The sequence below is a fragment of the Pseudomonas sp. 44 R 15 genome (assembly GCF_900004965.1).
In the GTDB taxonomy this organism is placed as follows: domain Bacteria; phylum Pseudomonadota; class Gammaproteobacteria; order Pseudomonadales; family Pseudomonadaceae; genus Aquipseudomonas; species Aquipseudomonas orientalis_A.
In genome coordinates, this window is sequence record NZ_CVTU01000093.1 from 4,883 (window position 1) to 24,734 (window position 19,852).

The window sequence follows — 19,852 nt, forward strand, 5'->3', positions numbered from 1 at the left end:
GACCTCGGAGCGTCAGGTAGATACGCGTTAGCTCCCTCGCCACAGGTGCGGTGTCGCACCAAAATTGTGTAGATACCTATGCTCATCGGGGGCAAGCCCCCTCCCACACAAGCCCCTGATAATCAGTGCTTGCTCTGGTCATCCGGCATGGCCAGCAGTTGCTTTTCCTGGTTCCAGTCGAACGGTTCGTCGTTCAGCTCGGCTTCATAGCGACGTTCTTCAAGGGCCTGGTACAGGTCCAGTTCTTCGTCGGGCATGAAATGCAGGCAATCACCGCCAAAGAACCACAGCAGATCGCGCGGCACCAGGTGGGCGATCTGCGGGTAGCGCAGGATGACCTGGCTCATCAGGTCCTGGCCCAGGTACTGGCTTTCGATGGGATCGACGGGCAGCAGGGCGCGCAGTTCGTCGAAACGTTCCAGAAACAGCGAATGGCTTTCCTCGGGTACCTGTTCGGCTTCGCCGACGGCAACCAGGATGCTACGCAGGTGGTCGAGCAAGGCGAGATGATCGGCAACGACGTTGGACACGAGATAAGTCCTCTAAAGCAAAAACGGGCGCGAGAGTATATGCCTCTCGCGCCCGTTTTTATATGACCGCCGGTATCAGCGGACTTTACCCTCAGCCTGCATCAGCTCGTCCTTGCTGAAATCATCCACGTCGATCACCTTGCGACGCGCCGCTTCGGCGTCGCGCAGGGTTTGCGCTTCGGCCGGTTGCAGCACGCCGGCGTGCAGCGCGGCGTCGATGGCGGACTCACCGGCAGTCGGTTTGACCTGTCCGCTCTTGAGCGCGGTGTGCAGTTTTTTCTGCAGGGGATGGCTGGCGCCGAGCAGGTCATAGGCGTGTTGCAGCGCGCCCACCGGATCTTCCGCCGATTGTGGGCGATAGCAGCCCGCCAGCAACTCTTCCAGGGTCGGGTCGCCCTTGGCGCGGCCGATCACGGCGGCAACCTCGGCATCCAATGCATCGGATGGCCCGGTATGACGACGCCCGAACGGGAACACGATCACCCGCAACAGGCAGCCCAGGATTTTATTCGGGAAGTTGCTCAGCAGTTCATCCAGCGCACGCTCGGATTGGCCAAGGCTTTCCTCCATGGCCCAGGCGAACAGCGGTTCCAGGTGGTCCGGCGAATCCAGGTCGTGGTAGCGCTTGAGCGCCGCCGAGGCCAGGTACATGTGGCTCAGCACATCACCCAGGCGCGCCGACAGGCGTTCGCGGCGTTTCAACTCGCCGCCCAGCAGCATCATGCTCAGGTCCGCGAGCAGGGCGAACGCGGCGGCCTGGCGGTTCAGCGCGCGGAAATAACCCTGGCTCAGACGGTTGCCCGGGGCCTTTTCGAAGTGACCGATGCCCAGGTTCAATACCAATGTACTGGCGGCGTTGCTCACGGCGAAACCGATATGTTGCATCAGCAGGCCATCGAACTCCTTCAACGCCTGGTCATGGTCTTCACGACCGGCCAGGGCCATTTCCTTGAGCACGAACGGATGGCAACGAATCGCACCCTGGCCGAAGATCATCAAGTTGCGCGAGAGGATATTCGCGCCTTCCACGGTGATGAAGATCGGCGCGCCTTGCCAGCTGCGGCCCAGGTAGTTGTTCGGGCCCATGATGATGCCCTTGCCGCCATGTACGTCCATGGCATGGCTGATGCACTCGCGGCCGCGTTCGGTGAGGTGGTACTTGAGGATCGCCGACAGCACCGAGGGTTTTTCGCCCAGGTCCACGGCATTGGCGGTGAGCATGCGAGCGCTGTCCATCAGCCAGGCGTTGCCGCCGATGCGTGCCAGGGCTTCCTGGATACCTTCGAAGGCTGACAGCGGCACGTTGAACTGTTCACGGACCTGCGCGTATTGGCCGGTCACCAGGCTGGTGAACTTGGCGGCGCCGGTGCCCACCGCAGGCAGGGAGATTGAACGACCCACGGACAGGCAGTTCATCAGCATCATCCAGCCCTTGCCGAGCATCTCCTGGCCACCGATGAGGAATTCCAGGGGAATGAAGACGTCCTTGCCCGAATTGGGGCCGTTCATGAACGCGGCGCCCAGGGGCAGGTGCCGGCGGCCGATTTCCACACCCGGGGTGTCGGTAGGGATCAGCGCAAGGCTGATGCCCAGGTCTTCTTCGTCGCCCAGCAGATGATCCGGGTCATGGGCCTTGAATGCCAGGCCGAGCAAGGTCGCGACCGGGCCGAGGGTGATGTAGCGCTTTTCCCAGTTCAGGCGCAGGCCGAGGGTTTCCTTGCCTTCCCACTCACCTTTGCAGATGACGCCGGTGTCGGGCATGGCGCCCGCATCGGAGCCGGCCAGCGGGCCGGTCAGGGCGAAACACGGAATATCGTCGCCACGCGCCAGGCGCGGCAGGTAGTGGTTGCGTTGTTCGTCGGTGCCGTAGTGCAACAGCAACTCGGCGGGGCCCAGGGAATTGGGCACCATCACGGTGGACGCCAGGTCGCCGCTGCGGGTGGCCAGTTTCATCGCGACTTGCGAGTGGGCATAGGCGGAGAAGCCCTTGCCGCCGTATTCCTTGGGAATGATCAGGGCGAAGAAACCATGAGTCTTGATGTGCTCCCAGGCCGCAGGGGGCAGGTCCATGGCCTGGCCGATTTCCCAGTCGCTGACCATGGCGCAGAGCTCTTCGGTGGGCCCGTCGATGAACGCCTGTTCTTCTTCAGTCAATTGCACCTTGGGGTAGGCCAGCAATTTGTCCCAGTCAGGACGCCCGCTGAAGAGTTCGCCGTCCCACCACACGGTGCCCGCGTCGATCGCATCGCGCTCGGTTTCGGACATCGGCGGCAGAACTTTCTGGAACCAGCTGAACAGCGGCTTGGTGAAGTATTGGCGGCGCAGGTCGGGCAGCAACAGCGGCAGGGCCACGACTGCGATCAGCACCCAGAAAATCAGCAGCAGCCAACCCGGGGCATGGCTCCAGGCGCCCATCGCCAACAGGTAGACGGCGACCACACCCAGGGCAGGCAGGGGCGCGGTGCGCCGGTGTGCCAGGTAGGCAATGCCGACCACCAGAACCAGTATCCACAACAACAGCATATTCAATCCTCCGTGAAACCAGGGCGAAACCACCAGGGAGCTTAGACGGCGTCCGGCCAAGCGGGGTGATCAGGGTGTTACAAGTTTGTACTGGGGACAGCCATCAGTGCGCTATGTAGCTGAGTACCGCTTCATCGCCAGCCTCTTCATCAGTGACCGCCCTGTGGTGGTGGAGTTCGCCCCGAGACGTCGCGGAACCCATGGGGATTTATATGACCGGTCAGTCTTTGCCGTGCCATCGGTGAGACTGCGCGTTGCGCTGACTCAATGCCAGGCACCATGCAGAGTAATTCAAGCCGCGCCTGAACCGGCGTATGCTGCGGCGTTCATCAAGCCATGTTCAACAACGATAAGGCGCGGTCATGCTGAAGATCTGGGGTCGTAAAAATTCATCAAACGTAAGGAAAGCACTGTGGTGCGCCGAGGAGCTCGGCCTGGACTATGAGGCAATTGATGCGGGCGGGGCGTTTGGTGTGGTCGACACCCCGCAATACCGGGCCTTGAACCCCAATGGCCGGGTGCCGATGATTGAAGATGGCGACTTTGTACTGTGGGAATCCAACACCATCGTGCGCTACCTGTGCGCCAAGCACGCGTCGGAATTTTACCCCAGTGACCTGCAAGTCCGGGCCGGCGCCGAGAAGTGGATGGACTGGACCACCTCGACGCTCGCCGATCCATTCAAGGCAGTGTTCTGGGGCATCCTGCGCACACCCGCCGAAAAGCGCAACTGGGACAGTATCAACGCCGGGCGCCAAGCCTGCATCGATGCGCTCGACACCGTCGAACAAGCCCTCGCTGCGCAACCCTACCTTAGCGGCCAGGCGTTCGGCATGGGCGATATCCCGCTCGGCTGTTTCATCTACGCCTGGTTCGAAATGCCCATCGAACGCCCGGCAATGCCCAACCTGGAGGCCTGGTATGAGCGCCTGAAACAGCGTCCGGCCTACCGCAAAGCGGTGATGACCGCGTTGACCTGATACACACTATTAATACAGGTGACTGTACTTGTGTGGCGCGGGCACGCACCATGCTCGCACCTCATCGCAGGTTGAACTACCTGCGGTGTGCCCTCATCTATTGTTTCTATTCTTTTCTTTGGTGCGTAATCAGATATGAGTTCCGCTCTGTCCATCCGGCAGCTAACCAAAACCTACGGCAACGGTTTCCAGGCCCTGAGTGGTATCGATCTGGACGTTGCCGAAGGTGACTTCTTCGCCTTGCTCGGCCCCAACGGTGCCGGCAAATCCACCACCATCGGTATCCTCTCGACCCTCGTCAACAAGACCAGCGGCACGGTGAATATCTTTGGCCATGACCTGGACAAGTCCCCGGCGGCGCTCAAGCGCTCGATCGGCGTGGTGCCCCAGGAATTCAATTTCAACCAGTTTGAAAAGACCTTCGACATCGTCGTGACGCAGGCCGGCTACTACGGCATCCCGATGAAAGTCGCCAAGGAACGCGCCGAGCAATACCTGACCCAATTGGGCCTGTGGGACAAGCGTGACGTGCCTTCGCGCTCGTTGTCCGGTGGTATGAAGCGCCGCCTGATGATCGCCCGCGCACTGGTGCATGAACCGCGCCTGCTGATCCTCGACGAACCCACCGCAGGTGTGGACATCGAGTTGCGTCGTTCGATGTGGACCTTTCTTACCGAGCTGAACGAGAAGGGCATCACTATCATCCTCACCACGCACTATCTCGAGGAAGCTGAACAGCTGTGCCGAAATATCGGCATCATCGACCACGGCACCATTGTCGAGAACACCAGCATGCGTAACCTGCTGGGCCAGCTCCATGTGGAAACCTTCCTGCTCGACCTGAAGAACAATCTGTCGGCGCCGCCGCAACTGTTGGGCTACCCAAGCCGTCTGGTGGACAGCCACACGCTTGAAGTCCAGGTGGACAAAGCCATGGGCATCACTGCGCTGTTCAGCCAACTGGCGACTCAGAACATCGAGGTAACGAGCCTGCGTAACAAAACCAATCGCCTTGAGGAGTTGTTCGTGTCCCTGGTGGAGAAAAATCTGGCGAAGGTGGCGGTATGAGTTCCGAACTGCAACCCAACCTCGTCGCGCTGCAGACCATCGTCTACCGCGAGGTGAAGCGCTTTACCCGAATCTGGCCGCAGACCCTGCTGCCACCGGCGATCACCATGGTCCTGTACTTTGTGATCTTCGGTAACCTGATCGGTCGGCAGATCGGTGACATGGGTGGCTTCACCTACATGGAGTACATCGTGCCGGGCCTGATCATGATGTCGGTGATCACCAACTCCTACGGCAACGTGGTGTCGAGTTTCTTTGGCAGCAAATTCCAGCGCTCCATCGAAGAACTGATGGTTTCACCGGTGTCGCCGCACACGATCCTGATCGGCTACACGTTGGGCGGTGTGCTGCGCGGCTTGATGGTGGGCGTGATCGTGACCTTGCTGTCGTTGTTCTTTACTCACCTGCAAGTGCATCACCTGGGGGTCACCATTCTGGTGGTGGTACTGACGGCCACGATCTTCTCGCTGCTAGGCTTCATCAACGCGGTATTTGCGCGCAACTTCGATGATATTTCGATCATCCCGACGTTCGTGCTGACGCCGCTGACCTACCTGGGCGGGGTGTTCTACTCCATCACGTTGCTGCCGCCGTTCTGGCAGACCGTGTCCCTGGCCAACCCGGTGCTGCACATGGTCAACGCCTTCCGCTACGGCATCCTGGGAGTGTCGGATATCAAGATCAGCGTGGCGATCACCTTCATGATCGTTGCCACCATCGTCTTGTACATCGGATGCGCGCGATTGCTCGTGAGCGGGCGTGGGATGCGGACGTAATACTGGTTAAACGCGGTTGAAAATGTGGGAGGGGGCTTGCCCCCGATGGCGGTGTTTCAGCCAGCTTATCTGCAGCTGACACACTGCCATCGGGGGCAAGCCCCCTCCCACATTTGGTTTTGTGTCAGGCTTTCAGACTTGCAGTGCAAGGTCGATCAGGGCATGCAGCTCTTCGACGCTCAGGGGCTCTGTCGAAAACAGAATACGAAAAACCGTGGGCGCCGCGAGCAGGTTGATCAGGCGGTCCACGCTGGGGGCTGCCTGCTCCGGGTAACGATCGACAATGACCTGCAATTGCCCGCTCAAGATACTCACGCAATACCCCGGCGTCAGGCTGCACTGCACGTCGCGCATCATGTTGCGCCCGGGCTCCGAACTCATTTCGTCCAGGTATTGCTCAGCCCAGGCCAGCAGGTCGCCGCGCAGGCTGCCGGTAGTGGCCGGCTCGGTGTCCGGGCGCATGCGTGCCAGGGCTACATCGGCCAGCACGGCGGAAAGGTCGCCCCAGCGACGGTATATGGTCGAGGGGGTGACGCCCGCGCGTGTCGCAATCATCGGTACGGTGATGGTGGCGCGTTCATGGGCCTGCAGCAGTTCGCGGACGGCCGAATGCACCGATTCTTGTACCCGGGCACTACGGCCCCCCGGGCGAAGGCCTTCTTTGATCGCCATGGATAAAACCTTAACACAAAGAATTTGCTTTAAGCGTCGACGGGTAGCACACTTCACAAAAGCAAAATATTAGCTTTAGCGGAGCGTGCCTATGTCAAGCAAGCCTATGCCCAGCAACCTGTCTCAACGTTCCAGCCTGACATTCCTCGTCATCACCGTACTGACCTTTCTCGCCGCCTCCAGCGCGCCGACGCCCCTGTATCAGGTGTATCAGGACAACCTGCATTTCTCCGCAGCGATGCTGACGCTGATCTTTGCCGTGTATGCCGTGAGCCTGCTGGCGGCGCTGCTGACGGTGGGCTCGCTGTCGGATTATGTCGGGCGCAAGCCGGTGATTTTCGTCGCGTTGGTCCTGAATATCGTGGCGATGCTGCTGTTTATCAACGCCGACAGCACCGCGTGCTTGATTGCCGCGCGCGCGCTGCAAGGTTTCGCCACCGGGACGGCGACGGCAGTCCTGGGTGCGACGTTGCTTGACACCGACCGCCTGCGCGGGCCGATGCTCAACAGCCTCGCGCCCATGCTGGGAATGGCCAGTGGCGGCCTGGGCAGCGGTTTGTTGGTGGAATACGCACCGTGGCCGACCCAACTGATCTACTTTGCCCTGCTCGGATTGATGATGCTTCAGGCGTTGTATGTCTGGCGCTTGCCGGAAACCGTCAGCCGCATTCCGGGGGCCTTGAAGTCCCTGGCGCCGACTCTGCATGTACCGAAGCAGGCACGCCGTGCCCTGGCCTTGGCCATGCCGCTGAATGTGGCGGTATGGGCGTTGGGAGGGTTCTTTTCATCCCTGGCGCCCTCCCTGGTGCGGGCCGCGACGGGGTCGACGTCGCACCTGATCGGCGGTGGCCTGGTGGCGGTGATCACCCTCAGTGGCGCGGTGATGATCTACAGCCTGCGCGAGCACCCTGCGGACAAGGTCATGCGGCTGTCGGCGGTGCTGCTGGCGACCGGCGTGGCGCTGTTGCTGGTGGCTGTGCAAAGTGCCAGCCTGTGGCTGTTCTTTGCGGCCAGTGTGGTTGCCGGCCTGGGTTTCGGCGGCGGGTTCATGGGCAGTGTGCGCAGCATCGTAGGGTTGGCGCTGCCTCACGAGCGAGCGGGGTTGATGTCGGCGTTCTATGTATTGAGTTACCTGGCGTTCTGCCTGCCGGCGCTGTTGGCCGGTAACCTGAGTCGCGAATTCGGTCTGATCGCGACCACGGATGCGTACGGCGCGCTGATTATTCTGCTCGCCGTGGGTGCCTTGGCCGGACTGTCATGGCAGCGCACGCCAGTGCCGAACATCTGTAAAACAGATAACTGTTAGAGATATTACCCGTTATATAGATATTCGATACGCTTCTATGATGGCTGCAACCTCATGCGAGGAAGAGGATTGCCATCATGACCTGCTCGACAAGCATCAGCTATAAACCCTTCAGCCACCTGACCCGCCCCCGGGAAGTGATTCGCCAGTTCACCCCGAACTGGTTTGCCGCGACCATGGGGACCGGCGTGCTGGCGCTGGCCCTGGCGCAACTGCCGGTCAATCTGCCCGGTTTGCGTGCGGTCGCCGAAGGCCTGTGGATGTTCACCATCGGCCTGTTCGTCTTGTTCAGCGTGCTGTATGGCGCACGTTGGCTGATGTTTTTCCACGAGGCGCGGCGGATTTTCGGGCATTCCACGGTCTCGATGTTTTTCGGCACCATCCCCATGGGTCTGGCCACCATTCTGAATGGTTTGCTGCTGTTCGGCCTGCCGCGTTGGGGCAGCGCTGTGATTCCCCTGGCCGAAGCCTTGTGGTGGCTGGACGTGGCCATGGCGTTGGCCTGCGGTGTGTTGATTCCGTTCATGATGTTCACCCGCCAGGAACACAGCATCGACCAGATGACCGCAGTTTGGCTGCTCCCGGTGGTGGCCGCCGAAGTCGCCGCCGCCAGCGGTGGCCTGCTGGCGCCGTACCTGGCCGATGCCCATGGGCAACTGGTGATGCTGGTGACCAGTTACGTACTCTGGGCGTTCTCGCTGCCGGTCGCCTTCAGCATCCTGACCATCCTGATGCTGCGCATGGCCCTGCATAAACTGCCCCACGCCAATATGGCGGCCTCGAGCTGGCTGGCGCTGGGCCCCATCGGTACCGGTGCCCTGGGCATGTTGCTGCTGGGCGGCGATGCGCCGGCGATCTTTGCCGCCAATGGCTTGCCGGGAGTCGGCGAAATGGCCAACGGGCTCGGCCTGGTGGCCGGCATCACCCTGTGGGGCTTCGGCTTGTGGTGGATGTTGATGGCGGTGTTGATCACCCTGCGTTACCTGCGCGGCGGTATTCCGTTCAACCTGGGCTGGTGGGGCTTTACCTTTCCGCTTGGGGTTTACGCGCTGGCCACGCTCAAGCTTGCCAGCGTGCTGCACCTGGGGTTCTTCAGCGTATTGGGCAGTGTGCTAGTGGTGGCTCTGGCGCTGATGTGGCTGATCGTAGGCACGCGCACGGTGCAGGGCGCCTACAAAGGCGAGCTTTTTGTTTCGCCATGCATTGCGGGGCTAGCGAATAAGTAAGCGGGATTAGGTAAAGTCGTGGCCTGACTAATAACAGGCCACGCAGGAACACGGACGATGAGCCACCCCTCACAATTCACCTTGCTGCGCACACGGCGTTTCCTGCCGTTTTTCATCACCCAGCTTTTGGGCGCTTTCAACGACAACATCTTCAAGCAGTCGCTGATTCTGGCGATTCTCTACAAGCTCAGCATCGAAGGCGACCGTTCCATCTGGGTCAACCTGTGTGCCTTGCTGTTCATCCTGCCGTTCTTCCTGTTCTCGGCGCTGGCCGGGCAGTTTGGCGAGAAATTCAATAAGGACGCGTTGATCCGCGCGATCAAGCTCGGTGAAATCGTGATCATGGCCGTGGGCGCCACCGGTTTTCTCTTCAATCACCTGGAATTGATGCTGTTGGCACTGTTCGCCATGGGCACCCACTCGGCGCTGTTCGGCCCGGTGAAATATTCGATCATGCCCCAGGCCCTGCACGACGATGAGTTGGTCGGCGGCAACGGCCTGGTGGAAATGGGCACGTTCCTGGCGATTCTTGCCGGCACCATCGGCGCGGGCATCATGATGTCGTCCACCCATTACGCACCGGTAGTGGCCGTGGCGATTGTCGGCGTGGCGGTGCTGGGGTACCTGGCCAGCCGCAGCATTCCACGGGCGGCGGCCTCCACGCCGCAATTGCGCCTGGATTGGAATATCTTCACCCAATCCTGGGCCACGTTGCGCATGGGCCTGGGACAGACCCCGGCGGTGTCGCGGTCCATCGTCGGCAATTCATGGTTCTGGTTCGTCGGCGCGATCTACCTGACGCAGATTCCGGCCTACGCCAAGGAATGGCTGTATGGCGATGAAACCGTCGTGACCCTGATCCTCACCGTGTTCTCGGTGGGGATCGCCCTGGGCTCGATGCTCTGCGAAAAGCTCTCGGGACGTAAAGTGGAGATCGGCCTGGTGCCGTTCGGCTCGTTCGGCCTGACGGTGTTCGGCCTGCTGCTGTGGTGGCACTCCGGCGGCTTCCCCCAGAATATCCAGGCCAACGACTGGCTGGCGGTGCTCGGCTACGGGCAGGCCTGGTGGGTGTTGTTCGATATCCTCGGCCTGGGCGTGTTCGGCGGCTTTTACATCGTGCCGCTGTACGCGCTGATCCAGTCGCGCACCGCCGAAAACGAGCGTGCGCGCGTGATCGCGGCCAACAACATTCTCAATGCACTGTTCATGGTGGTGTCGGCCATCGTGTCGATCCTGCTGCTGAGCGTGGCCAAGCTGTCGATCCCCGAGTTGTTCCTGGTGGTGTCGCTGCTCAACATCGCGGTCAATACCTACATCTTCAAGATCGTGCCCGAGTTCACCATGCGCTTCATGATCTGGCTGCTCAGCCATTCCATGTACCGCGTCGAGCACCGCAACCTGGAACGGATTCCGGATGAAGGCGCGGCCTTGCTCGTTTGCAACCATGTGTCGTTTGTCGATGCGCTGCTGATTGGTGGCGCAGTGCGTCGGCCGATTCGTTTTGTCATGTACTACAAAATATACCGCTTGCCGGTGCTCAACTTTATCTTCCGCACCGCCGGGGCGATTCCGATTGCCGGGCGTCACGAGGACATCCAGATCTACGAAAAGGCCTTCGCGCGGATTGCCGAGTACCTGAGGGATGGCGAGCTGGTGTGCATCTTCCCGGAAGGCAAGTTGACCGGCGATGGCCAGATGAATGAGTTTCGCGGTGGCGTGACGCGCATTCTGGAAGAGACGCCGGTGCCGGTGATTCCGCTGGCGTTGCAGGGGCTGTGGGGCAGTTTTTTCAGTCGCGATCCGAACAAGGGGTTCTTTCATCGGATCTGGTCGCGGGTGGTGCTGGTGGCGGGGGAGCCTGTTCGTACAGAGGACGCGACGCCTGCGCAGTTGCAGGCTGTGGTCGGTGTTCTGCGGGGGAGTGTCAGGTAGTTCTGTGCTGGAGGGACTGGCCTCATCGGGGGCAAGCCCCCTCCCACTTTTGATTTGTGAACGCATTCAAAATGTGGGAGGGGGCTTGCCCCCGATGGCGGTAGCGGCCTACGCGCTGATCTTGAGCCCAATCAGCCCGCAAATGATCAACGCCACGCTGGCCAACCGAAACAACGCCATGGACTCCCCAAACAGAATAATCCCGGCGATCACCGTGCCCACCGCACCCACGCCGGTCCATACGGCGTAGGCGGTGCCCAGCGGCAGTTCCTTAACCGCCAGCCCCAGCAGGCCAAGGCTGATGGCCATGGCGGCGACAGTGAGTACGGTGGGCAGGGGCTTGCTGAAGCCGTCGGTGTACTTCAGGCCGACGGCCCAGCCGACTTCAAACAACCCGGCGAAAAACAGAATGATCCAGGACATGATGACCTCGCTTCTTCAGGCGGGGTCGTCCCCGGAGTCAACGCGCATTGGCGTCGCGGGGTCGTCCCCGCGAGGAGCCAAGAGTGCCGAACATGGGCCGGTCGATCAAGTGGGCGGGGTATTCTCCAGCGCGCGGCGATCTTCCTTCTCGCTCATGCGTCGAAAGTAAGTCGAGAGCAACGCCCCGGAAATATTGTGCCAGACGCTGAACAGCGCACTGGGCACCGCCGCCAGTGGCGAGAAGTGCGCACTGGCCAACGCGGCGCCGAGCCCGGAGTTCTGCATGCCCACTTCCAGCGCCAACGACTTGCGTTGCGCCAATGGCAACTTGAACAGGCGCCCGGTGAAGTAGCCGAGCAGGTAGCCGAAGCTGTTGTGCAGCATCACCACGGCCATGATCAACAGGCCCGACTCGGCAATCTTCGCCTGACTGGCGGCGACCACGGCAGCCACGATGATCACAATGCTGACCACCGAGACCAGTGGCAGCACATCGACCGCATGACGAACCCGATCACCCAGCAAGCGTTGCGCGACTACGCCGAGCACGATTGGCAGCAGCACCACTTGCAGGATCGACCAGAACAGCTCCATGAACGACACCGGCAGCCAGGCCGAGGCCAGCAGCCAGATCAGCGCCGGGGTGAGCAGCGGGGCGAGGAGGGTGGTGACGGCGGCGATGGCCACCGACAGTGCCAGGTCGCCACGGGCCAGCCAGGTCATTACGTTGGATGACGTACCGCTTGGGCAGCAGCCCACCAGAATCACGCCAACGGCAATTTCCGGCGGCAGGTGAAAGACCTGGCACAACAACCACGCCACGCCGGGCATGATCACAAAATGCGCGACCACGCCCAGGGCGACGCGCCACGGATGGCGGGCGACCTCGGCGAAGTCTTCGAGTTTCAAGGTCAGGCCCATGCCGAACATCACCAGGCCCAGCAGTGGGACGATGGCGCTTTTCAGGCCGAGGAACCAGCTGGGTTGGAGAAATGCGACGACGGCAAAGATCAACACCCAGTAGGCGAAGGTATTGCCGACGAAGCGGCTCAAGGCGGCGAGTGCGCGCATGGAGGGTGTCCTTTCTTGTTCGATTTTTGAATTGGCAATGCAATCAAAAGTGGGAGGGGGCTTGCCCCCGATGGCGGTGTATCAGCTAATGGATTTTTGCCTGATACACCGCTATCGGGGGCAAGCCCCCTCCCACATTTTGACTTTCACATGGCTCAGATGCCTTGTGGGGTCTCTTCACCGCCGAGTGCTTCGATCAACGCCGGCAGGAATTCGCCGAAGGTCAGCATCATCAGGGTAAAGCTGGCGTCCAGTTGGCCCAGGGCTTCGTCGCCGCCGTCCTGTTCGGCCTGGTCCTGCAGCAAGTCTTCGAACTTCAGGCGCTTGACGGTCATCTTGTCGTCGAGCATGAAGGACAGCTTGTCCTGCCAGGCCAGGGACAATTGGGTCACGACTTTGCCGGTGGTCAGGTGCAGCTGGATTTCTTCGCCGGTCAGGTCCTGGCGCTTGCAGCGCACGATCCCGCCGTCTTCGTGGGTGTCGCGCAGTTCGCATTCGTCGAGCACGAAGAAGTCGGCCGCCGGTTTCTGGGTGGTGACCCAGTCGGTCATGATCGCCGTCGGTGCGGTTTTTACGGTCAGTGGGCGCACCGGCAGGGTGCCGATCACTTCGCGCAGGGTGGAGAGCAAGTCTTCTGCGCGTTTCGGGCTGGCCGAGTTCACCAGGATCAGACCCTGTTTAGGCGCGATGGCGGCGAAGGTCGACGAGCGACGAATAAAGGCGCGTGGCAGGAAAGCCTGGATGATTTCATCCTTGATCTGGTCGCGTTCCTTTTTATAGACCTTGCGCATTTGCTCGGCCTCGATCTCCTCAACCTTCTCTTTAACCGCGTCGCGTACCACGCTGCCCGGCAGGATGCGTTCTTCCTTGCGCGCGGCGATCAGCAGGAAATCCCCGCTGACGTGGACCAGGGGAGCGTCTTCACCTTTACCAAAGGGTGCAACGAAACCGTAGGTGGTCAGTTCCTGGCTTGCACACGGGCGCGCCAGTTTGGTGGCCATGGCCGCTTCCAACGCCTCGGCATCAACAGGCAGATCTTGGGTCAGGCGATAGATAAGCAGGTTCTTGAACCACATGGGGTGAGTCTCTCCTCTATACAAAGGGGGGCATTATTCTCTTGATCACGCCGCAGGCCAACCCTGCGTAAGCCATTGGAAGGGCTGAAAAAAAAGATTTAAGAAAGTGCTTGCCAGACCTGGGAGCGCTCCGTAGAATGCGCGCCACACCGAAACGAAGGGTGATTAGCTCAGCTGGGAGAGCATCTGCCTTACAAGCAGAGGGTCGGCGGTTCGATCCCGTCATCACCCACCATTCGCTTCATGTGTTACGCGCAGCGGTAGTTCAGTCGGTTAGAATACCGGCCTGTCACGCCGGGGGTCGCGGGTTCGAGTCCCGTCCGCTGCGCCATATTCGGTAGCCTGGAATGCTGAACGCCAGGTCACCACGGAAAGCCCGCTCATTGAGCGGGCTTTTTATTGCCCGCAATATGGCAAAAAATCGTGCGGTAAACTTTTTTTAAATAAAGTGCATTTAAATCAAGACATTACGATTTTTTGGTGTATGATGCGCCCACACCGAAACGAAGGGTGATTAGCTCAGCTGGGAGAGCATCTGCCTTACAAGCAGAGGGTCGGCGGTTCGATCCCGTCATCACCCACCATTCGCTTCACGTGTTACGCGCAGCGGTAGTTCAGTCGGTTAGAATACCGGCCTGTCACGCCGGGGGTCGCGGGTTCGAGTCCCGTCCGCTGCGCCATATTCGGCAACCTGGAACACTGAACGCCAGGTCGCCACAAGAAGCCCGCTCATTGAGCGGGCTTTTTTTCGTCTGCACCATTGTGCTGCAATTGCATCTCCAGCCACGGTTTCCAGTCAGACAATCAAGTTGCGCCGCCAGAGCAGCAGCGAATGCTGCTCTGGCGTGACGCAGCTCAACCGATTTGACTCGCCGACTCCACCGCCGTTTCAGGCTTCCTGCTACGTGTCAGATGATAAGCAATGGCCAGCCATATGAACCATCCGGGCATGACCATCAAGGCAACGCGGGTGTCAGGTCTCAATGCCAGCAGGCATAGAACGAAACCCATGAACGCCAGTGAGAGCACTGCCATTGGGACGCCGCCCGGCATCTTGTAGGCAGATTCAGCGTGAAGCTCAGGGCGCTTTTTGCGATAGGCAATGTAGGACGCGAGGATGGTCGACCAGGTGAATATCACCAGAATCGCTGACACCGTGGAAACGATGGTGAATGCGGTCATGACCTCCGGAACGATGAACAGCACAAGTACACCCACCAGCATCAATAATGTCGTGAAAGCCAGGCTCAGCAGAGGCACGCTATTGCCCGATAGCCGCCGAAAAATACCCGGAGCATTGTCTTGATTGGCCAGCCCGAACAGCATACGGCTGGATGAGAATACGCCACTGTTGGCCGAGGAAGCGGCGGATGTCAGAACCACGAAGTTAACGATGCCGGCTGCTGCGGGGAAGCCTGCGACGAGGAACAGTTCGACAAAAGGACTTTTCACAGGTGAAACCTGTTGCCAGGACGTCACGGCAATAATGCAGCCCAATGCCAACACGTAGAACAGGATGATTCGCAGCGGAATCGAGTTGATTGCCTTGGGTAGGGTCTTCTCCGGAGACCGGGTTTCTGCTGCCGCCGTGCCGATCAGTTCGGTGCCGGCAAAGGAGAATATCGCCATCTGGAAACCGGCGAAAAACCCCAGCAAGCCATTCGGGAACGCAGCCTGCTTATCCACCAGGTGGCCCAGGGACGCGGTAACGCCACTGGGGGATACGAACGAGCTGGCGATCATCACCAGGCTGACGCCAATAAGCGTTACGACGGCGATGATCTTGATGATCGCGAACCAGAATTCGACCTCACCGAAAAGCCTGACCGTCAGCACGTTCAAGGCAAACAGGGTCGCCAGCATCCCGATAGCCGGTATCCAGGCAGGCAGTTGGGGGAACCAGTACTGGAAAAAGCCGCCCACGACAACGGCATCGCCGATCACTGCAACGCTCCAACTCAGCCAATACGACCAACCGAGAAAAAATGCGGCGCGAGGCCCCAGGTACGCGCCGGCGAAATCCGCAAAGGTCTTGAAATTCAAATTCGATAGCAGCATTTCGCCCATGGCGCGCATGACGAAATAAACGAACAGGCCGATGATCATGTAGATGAGGATGATCGAGGTGCCGGAGAGGGCGATGATCTTTCCGGAGCCCATGAACAAACCCGTGCCAATGGCTCCGCCCATGGCCATTAACTGGATGTGACGATTGCTGAGCGTGCGCTGCAGCGCAGGCTGCTCAGCCCGCTCTGATGAATTCGATTTCATTTCAAAACCTCTTGATCTTATGTTTTTGAGTTTTGGCAGAAAAATGGGTATCCAGCGCCACTGTCAGGATGCAATGGCGGGTGACGGTGTTGTTTTATTGGGGCAGTGACGGCCCGCTGCAGATGCCTTGGGGCGTCACTCGCAGATCAACTGGCCGTGCGCAGAGGGGCGGCTTTGGTTGGTTGCTGATCAAGCATCTGGAACAGGTTTTTTATATTTTCAGGCGTGGGTACCAGGTGGATGTGGCGGCCGACTTGATGTTCGTGCGCCATCACCTGCAGGTAGCGAAGCGATGAGAAATCCTCGAGGGCAAAGCCCACTGAATCGAATACCGTCACCTGTTCATTGTTCTCGCGTCCCTGGACGTCGCCTTGCGCAATCCGGAAAAACTCGATGACGGGTGAGTCGGCCTCCAGTTGCTGAATATCACCTTCAATCCGCGTTTGAGGTTCAAACTCCACGATGACCCGAGCGTTGCGCAGGATGTCGGCGTGCAGTTCGGTCTTGCCCGGGCAGTCGCCGCCGACGGCATTGATATGCATACCGGGCTCAATCATCTCGGGCGTCAGGATCGTCGCGTAGGCCTTGTCGGCGGTAACGGTGGTGACAATGTGCGCGCCCTTGACCGCCTCCTGTATGGAGTCGGCGTGAATCACTTTGATCGTCGGGAAAGCCGCCAGGTTGCGCAGCAGCTTGAGTGAGGCGTCGCGATCAATATCGAAGATGCGAATTTCATTGATGCCCAGCATTTCGTGGAAGGCCAGCGCCTGAAACTCGCTCTGAGCACCATTTCCAATGAGCGCCATCGAAGTTGCGCCTGGACGGGCAAGCGTACGCGCGACCAGTGCCGAGGTTGCCGCGGTGCGCACTGCAGTGGTCAGTGTCAGCTCGCTGAGCAGGGTTGGATAGCCACTGTGGACATCGGCCAGCAGACCGAATGCCATCACCGTCAGCAGGTTCTGCTGACCATTGTCCGGGTGGCCATTCACGTACTTGAAGGAGTACTGCTTGCCATCGTCGGTAGGCATCAGCTCGATCACACCATTTGCGGAGTGATTGGCCGTGCGCGGCGACTTGTCAAACTGCGCCCAGCGTAAATAGTCTGCTTCGATGTAGGTGGCCATCTCACGGATTGCCCGGCGGATACCAATCTTGGCGAACAGGCGTGCGGCATCATCGACATCCAGGAAGAGCGTCATTTTTTATTCTCCAATCTATCCAGTTACGCGTTGTAGAGTCAGGGGGATCAGGCGCGCTTGCTCTCGAAGCCATGCAGTACGTTCACCGCATTGATGCCGATTTCATCGACCATGTAGCCGCCTTCCATCACAAAGAGGGTGGGGCAACCCACACTCGCTATCAGCTCGCCGATCCCGATGAAGTCCTCGCTTTCCAAAAGGAAGTGGCTGATCGGGTCGTCCTTGAAAGTGTCGACGCCCAGTGAGATCACCAGTACTTCTGGCGCGAACTGCTGAAGTTTTCCGCAGGCATGAAGCAGGGCGTCGCGGTAGCGTTCCCAGGCGGTGTTTTTCGGCAATGGATAGTTGAGGTTGAACCCTTCGCCGTGGCCGGCGCCGATTTCATCGCTGAACCCCGAATAGTAGGGATAGGACACGGCCGGTTCGCCGTGCAGCGAGACGAACATCACGTCGTTGCGCGGGTAAAAAATGTTCTGGGTACCGTTGCCGTGATGAAAATCGACGTCGAGTACCGCGACACGTTTGGCGCCCTGAGTGATTGCCTGCTGTGCAGCAATGGCCGCATTGTTGAGATAGCAGTAGCCCCCCATATATTCACGCGCCGCGTGATGGCCCGGCGGACGACACAGGGCAAAGGCGCTGTCGTGGCCTTCGTCGATAAGTGCCAGCCCCGTCAGGGCGATATCGGCACTGGTCTTGACGGCCTGCCAGGTCGTGGCGGTGATTGGCGAGCCGGCATCCATTGCGAAGAAACCGAGTTTGCCGTCAATGAACGTCGGCACTTGATCGTTGGCCAAGTCACGTACAGGCCATACCAGTGGCAGGGCGTCATGGGTGCGTCCTGTGGCGCACCACTGCGACCAGGCACTTTCCAGGAAACTCACATAGCGTTCGCTGTGGGCGTTGACGTAACACGCGCGGTCAAACACGCGCGGTTCGACTATCCGGCCAAGGCCTGTTTGCTTGACACGGTTGTAAACGGTGTCGGCCCGACTGGGCTGCTCAAACGACGGCTTGAGCACGCCATCCTTCAACTCGGTGCCATGGTGCAGACGGTGGGAATCACTGAAAACTGTAAACATTCTGCGCATCCGTTAATGTGAGCCAGTGCAAATATTCTGTTCTGGTCGGGACGCGATTTCTTTGCTTTGTCTTCGTGCTTAAGGATATTTATCGGGCGATTTAACTCAGGAACAGCGTAATGAAGAAAAATATATCCAGGCGCATCAGCCTCGACGAGACCGATCTGGCCATTCTTGAGTTGTTGCAGGAGGACGCGAGCATTTCCAATGCCGAACTCAGTGAGCGGCTTTCATTGAGCCTCACGCCTTGCTGGCGACGGCGCAAGAGAATGGAAGAGGCGGGCGTGATCAAGGGTTATCAGGCAACGCTGGATCGAAGAATGCTCGGGCTGGATATCATGGCATTCGTGCACATTCGCTTTTCCACCCATGCCGACCATGCGCCGGATGCCTTCGAGGCAGTGATTGCACAATTGCCGCAAGTATTGGCCTGCCACAAAATCACCGGAGACGCCGATTACGTGCTTCAAGTGTTGGCAGAGGATCTCGACAGCTATAGCGACTTTATCGAGCAAGTGCTGAGGCGCCAGGTCGGTATTGCGTCTATTCAGTCGAGTCTGGCGTTGCGTGAAATCAAGACCGGTAGTCGCATTGCCATACCCAAATTGAGCAAGGGTTAATCGGGATGGGCACCGCACTACGCTCGGTGTGCAGTAGAGCAATCGGGGAAATTGAAGGCAAAGGCAGCGTTCGGTTCGCGTCACATTGCAACGGGAGGGGCGTCATGCAGCACCTGGATCACTTATCCTTGCACTTGTTCATTCTGCTCTGTGAAGAGGGCACGATTGCACGCGCCGGCGAGCGGGCATTCATTAGCCGATCGCCTGGGTCACCAGCGTAAATTCGGTGACCCCGGCGCTTGATTGGGGCGGTATCCCCCGCACCATGCGTGGCGCGTTATCTACGCACGGCAGCCCGAGGTTCTCCAGCCAGTCGGCCAACCCGCATGCGCTGGGAATATCGAAGCGCACGAACGCGCCCGGGATCAACCGAAGAAGGTGAGTGATCAAGTGTCGGGCCTGCTCCGGGTGGTGCGCGACGACGGGGCCAATGAGGTGGCCGCGACCAAATTGGCGGAGCAGTGCGCATCCCTGCAGGTGTCCCTCTATCTCGATGCCCACCACGTGTTCAGCCCTCGGCAGCAGGTCGTTGAGTACCTCGGTGCGGTCCAGGCCGCTGCCGGCGTTGGCCAGTTCGATCACCTTCGGGTAGTCGGCCCGGTTCACTACGCGACATAGCGCGTGGCGGCTCGCGGGCAAGGGCTCCGGCATCTGCGGCACGCCCTGATATTGCTGAATCCGTGCAAATTCAACGAATCCCATGCTGGCGTACAGCGGCGCGCCTGACTCGGTGGCATTGAGGATCGGCGTGCGTGGGCCCACGGCGTCCAGGCACAGATTCATCAAGCGCCGTCCGATGCCTTTGCTCCGGTGCTCATGACTGACGATCACCAGGCCGATGGACGAATAGGCCCCCTGATGACAGGCGAATGCGATGCCTGCCAAGACACCGTCCTGTTCGGCGACGAAGCCTTCGGAGATACGCTGCACCATCGCCCAGTCCTCCTCGCGATGAGGCCATTCAAGGTGCACGGAGAGTGCATGGGCGGCGGGCAGGTCGGCGGCGGTTGCCGGGCGATACAGGTAAGCGGGACTCACATCGGTTTCCTCTGCTGGCATGCAGGCACTGCGCCTACGGCGCGTTGCGGCTGTGGCGG

The 19,852-nt window shown here is 59.8% G+C and carries 18 protein-coding genes, 4 tRNA genes and 1 pseudogene (1 of these 23 only partly in view); 12 read left to right on the top strand and 11 right to left on the bottom strand.

Annotated elements, in window-relative coordinates; all coding sequences use genetic code 11:
- Window positions 1-122 precede the first annotated feature (122 nt).
- Both BFP93_RS14775 and BFP93_RS14780 read right to left on the bottom strand, forming a co-directional pair.
- A complete protein-coding gene (locus BFP93_RS14775; protein ID WP_065888196.1) occupies window positions 123-530 on the bottom strand; it encodes a PA2817 family protein in 408 nt (135 codons plus the stop codon).
- 75 nt (window positions 531-605) lie between these two features.
- Entirely contained in the window at window positions 606-3,053 is a 2,448-nt protein-coding gene (locus BFP93_RS14780; protein ID WP_065893679.1) for an acyl-CoA dehydrogenase, read from the bottom strand.
- Between the two features lie 362 nt (window positions 3,054-3,415).
- Here BFP93_RS14780 and BFP93_RS14785 point away from each other — a divergent pair, with 362 nt between their 5' ends.
- The 3 genes from BFP93_RS14785 to BFP93_RS14795 all read left to right on the top strand — a co-directional run bounded on the left by BFP93_RS14785 (window position 3,416) and on the right by BFP93_RS14795 (window position 5,877).
- Window positions 3,416-4,033, top strand: a complete 618-nt coding sequence (locus BFP93_RS14785) for a glutathione S-transferase family protein (protein ID WP_065893680.1) — start codon at window positions 3,416-3,418, stop codon at window positions 4,031-4,033.
- A gap of 135 nt (window positions 4,034-4,168) precedes the next feature.
- A complete protein-coding gene (locus tag BFP93_RS14790) occupies window positions 4,169-5,101 on the top strand; it encodes an ABC transporter ATP-binding protein (protein WP_065893681.1) in 933 nt (310 codons plus the stop codon).
- Window positions 5,098-5,877: an ABC transporter permease gene (locus tag BFP93_RS14795; protein WP_003190115.1), complete on the top strand. Its 780-nt coding sequence runs from the start codon at window positions 5,098-5,100 to the stop codon at window positions 5,875-5,877. Before BFP93_RS14790 ends, BFP93_RS14795 begins: the two co-directional genes overlap by 4 nt.
- 132 nt (window positions 5,878-6,009) lie before the next feature.
- Here BFP93_RS14795 and BFP93_RS14800 read toward each other — a convergent pair whose 3' ends face one another.
- Window positions 6,010-6,549 carry a TetR/AcrR family transcriptional regulator gene (locus BFP93_RS14800; protein WP_065893682.1) on the bottom strand — a complete coding sequence of 180 codons (540 nt, stop codon included), beginning with the start codon at window positions 6,547-6,549 and terminating at the stop codon, window positions 6,010-6,012.
- A gap of 106 nt (window positions 6,550-6,655) precedes the next feature.
- Here BFP93_RS14800 and BFP93_RS14805 point away from each other — a divergent pair, with 106 nt between their 5' ends.
- From BFP93_RS14805 to BFP93_RS14815, 3 genes are all read left to right on the top strand, one after another.
- The gene (locus BFP93_RS14805) at window positions 6,656-7,855 is read left to right on the top strand and encodes an MFS transporter (protein WP_065893694.1); all 1,200 of its coding nucleotides are present in this window, start codon (window positions 6,656-6,658) and stop codon (window positions 7,853-7,855) included.
- A 77-nt stretch (window positions 7,856-7,932) separates the two neighbouring features.
- Window positions 7,933-9,081 carry a TDT family transporter gene (locus BFP93_RS14810; protein ID WP_065893683.1) on the top strand — a complete coding sequence of 383 codons (1,149 nt, stop codon included), beginning with the start codon at window positions 7,933-7,935 and terminating at the stop codon, window positions 9,079-9,081.
- A 57-nt stretch (window positions 9,082-9,138) separates the two neighbouring features.
- Complete coding sequence (locus tag BFP93_RS14815) at window positions 9,139-11,013, top strand: MFS transporter (RefSeq protein WP_065893684.1); 1,875 nt, start codon at window positions 9,139-9,141, stop codon at window positions 11,011-11,013.
- Between the two features lie 108 nt (window positions 11,014-11,121).
- On the opposite strand, the gene sugE is transcribed toward BFP93_RS14815, so the two are convergent.
- The 3 genes from sugE to rdgC all read right to left on the bottom strand — a co-directional run bounded on the left by sugE (window position 11,122) and on the right by rdgC (window position 13,583).
- Complete coding sequence (gene sugE / locus BFP93_RS14820) at window positions 11,122-11,436, bottom strand: quaternary ammonium compound efflux SMR transporter SugE (RefSeq protein ID WP_065888204.1); 315 nt, start codon at window positions 11,434-11,436, stop codon at window positions 11,122-11,124.
- Window positions 11,437-11,541: 105 nt separating this feature from the next.
- Window positions 11,542-12,507, bottom strand: a complete 966-nt coding sequence (locus BFP93_RS14825) for a bile acid:sodium symporter family protein (RefSeq protein ID WP_065893685.1) — start codon at window positions 12,505-12,507, stop codon at window positions 11,542-11,544.
- 155 nt (window positions 12,508-12,662) lie between these two features.
- Window positions 12,663-13,583: a recombination-associated protein RdgC gene (gene rdgC, locus BFP93_RS14830; protein WP_065893686.1), complete on the bottom strand. Its 921-nt coding sequence runs from the start codon at window positions 13,581-13,583 to the stop codon at window positions 12,663-12,665.
- Between the two features lie 159 nt (window positions 13,584-13,742).
- On the opposite strand from rdgC, the gene BFP93_RS14835 reads away from it, so the two are divergent.
- The 4 genes from BFP93_RS14835 (at window position 13,743) to BFP93_RS14850 (ending at window position 14,263) form a co-directional block, all read left to right on the top strand.
- Window positions 13,743-13,818 (top strand) — tRNA-Val (locus BFP93_RS14835).
- A gap of 19 nt (window positions 13,819-13,837) precedes the next feature.
- A tRNA-Asp gene (locus BFP93_RS14840) sits at window positions 13,838-13,914 on the top strand.
- A 177-nt stretch (window positions 13,915-14,091) separates the two neighbouring features.
- Window positions 14,092-14,167: transfer RNA gene (locus BFP93_RS14845), tRNA-Val, on the top strand.
- Between the two features lie 19 nt (window positions 14,168-14,186).
- Window positions 14,187-14,263: transfer RNA gene (locus tag BFP93_RS14850), tRNA-Asp, on the top strand.
- Between the two features lie 175 nt (window positions 14,264-14,438).
- Here the strand turns inward: BFP93_RS14850 and BFP93_RS14855 are convergent.
- The 3 genes from BFP93_RS14855 to BFP93_RS14865 form a co-directional block, all read right to left on the bottom strand.
- Window positions 14,439-15,854 carry an amino acid permease gene (locus tag BFP93_RS14855; protein ID WP_065893687.1) on the bottom strand — a complete coding sequence of 472 codons (1,416 nt, stop codon included), beginning with the start codon at window positions 15,852-15,854 and terminating at the stop codon, window positions 14,439-14,441.
- A 146-nt stretch (window positions 15,855-16,000) separates the two neighbouring features.
- Window positions 16,001-17,053, bottom strand: coding sequence for an ornithine cyclodeaminase (locus BFP93_RS14860; protein WP_065893688.1), 1,053 nt, complete (start codon window positions 17,051-17,053; stop codon window positions 16,001-16,003).
- 47 nt (window positions 17,054-17,100) lie between these two features.
- On the bottom strand, window positions 17,101-18,135 hold the full coding sequence (locus tag BFP93_RS14865) for a histone deacetylase family protein (protein ID WP_065893689.1): 1,035 nt from the start codon (window positions 18,133-18,135) through the stop codon (window positions 17,101-17,103).
- A gap of 119 nt (window positions 18,136-18,254) precedes the next feature.
- Here BFP93_RS14865 and BFP93_RS14870 point away from each other — a divergent pair, with 119 nt between their 5' ends.
- Both BFP93_RS14870 and BFP93_RS29705 read left to right on the top strand, forming a co-directional pair.
- The gene (locus BFP93_RS14870; protein WP_065888210.1) at window positions 18,255-18,755 is read left to right on the top strand and encodes an Lrp/AsnC family transcriptional regulator; all 501 of its coding nucleotides are present in this window, start codon (window positions 18,255-18,257) and stop codon (window positions 18,753-18,755) included.
- A 104-nt stretch (window positions 18,756-18,859) separates the two neighbouring features.
- A pseudogene (locus BFP93_RS29705) lies at window positions 18,860-18,958 on the top strand (LysR family transcriptional regulator); the annotation flags it as partial.
- On the opposite strand, the gene BFP93_RS14875 reads toward BFP93_RS29705, so the two are convergent.
- On the bottom strand, window positions 18,948-19,793 hold the full coding sequence (locus BFP93_RS14875) for a GNAT family N-acetyltransferase (RefSeq protein ID WP_083205672.1): 846 nt from the start codon (window positions 19,791-19,793) through the stop codon (window positions 18,948-18,950). The pseudogene BFP93_RS29705 and the gene BFP93_RS14875 sit on opposite strands and share 11 nt — an antisense overlap.
- Window positions 19,790-19,852, bottom strand: the end of a protein-coding gene (locus tag BFP93_RS14880) for a catalase family protein (protein WP_065893691.1). Its footprint extends 1,077 nt past the window's final position; only the last 63 of its 1,140 coding nucleotides appear in the window; the start codon falls outside the window, past its right edge; the stop codon is at window positions 19,790-19,792. The genes BFP93_RS14875 and BFP93_RS14880 overlap by 4 nt, the downstream gene beginning before the upstream one ends.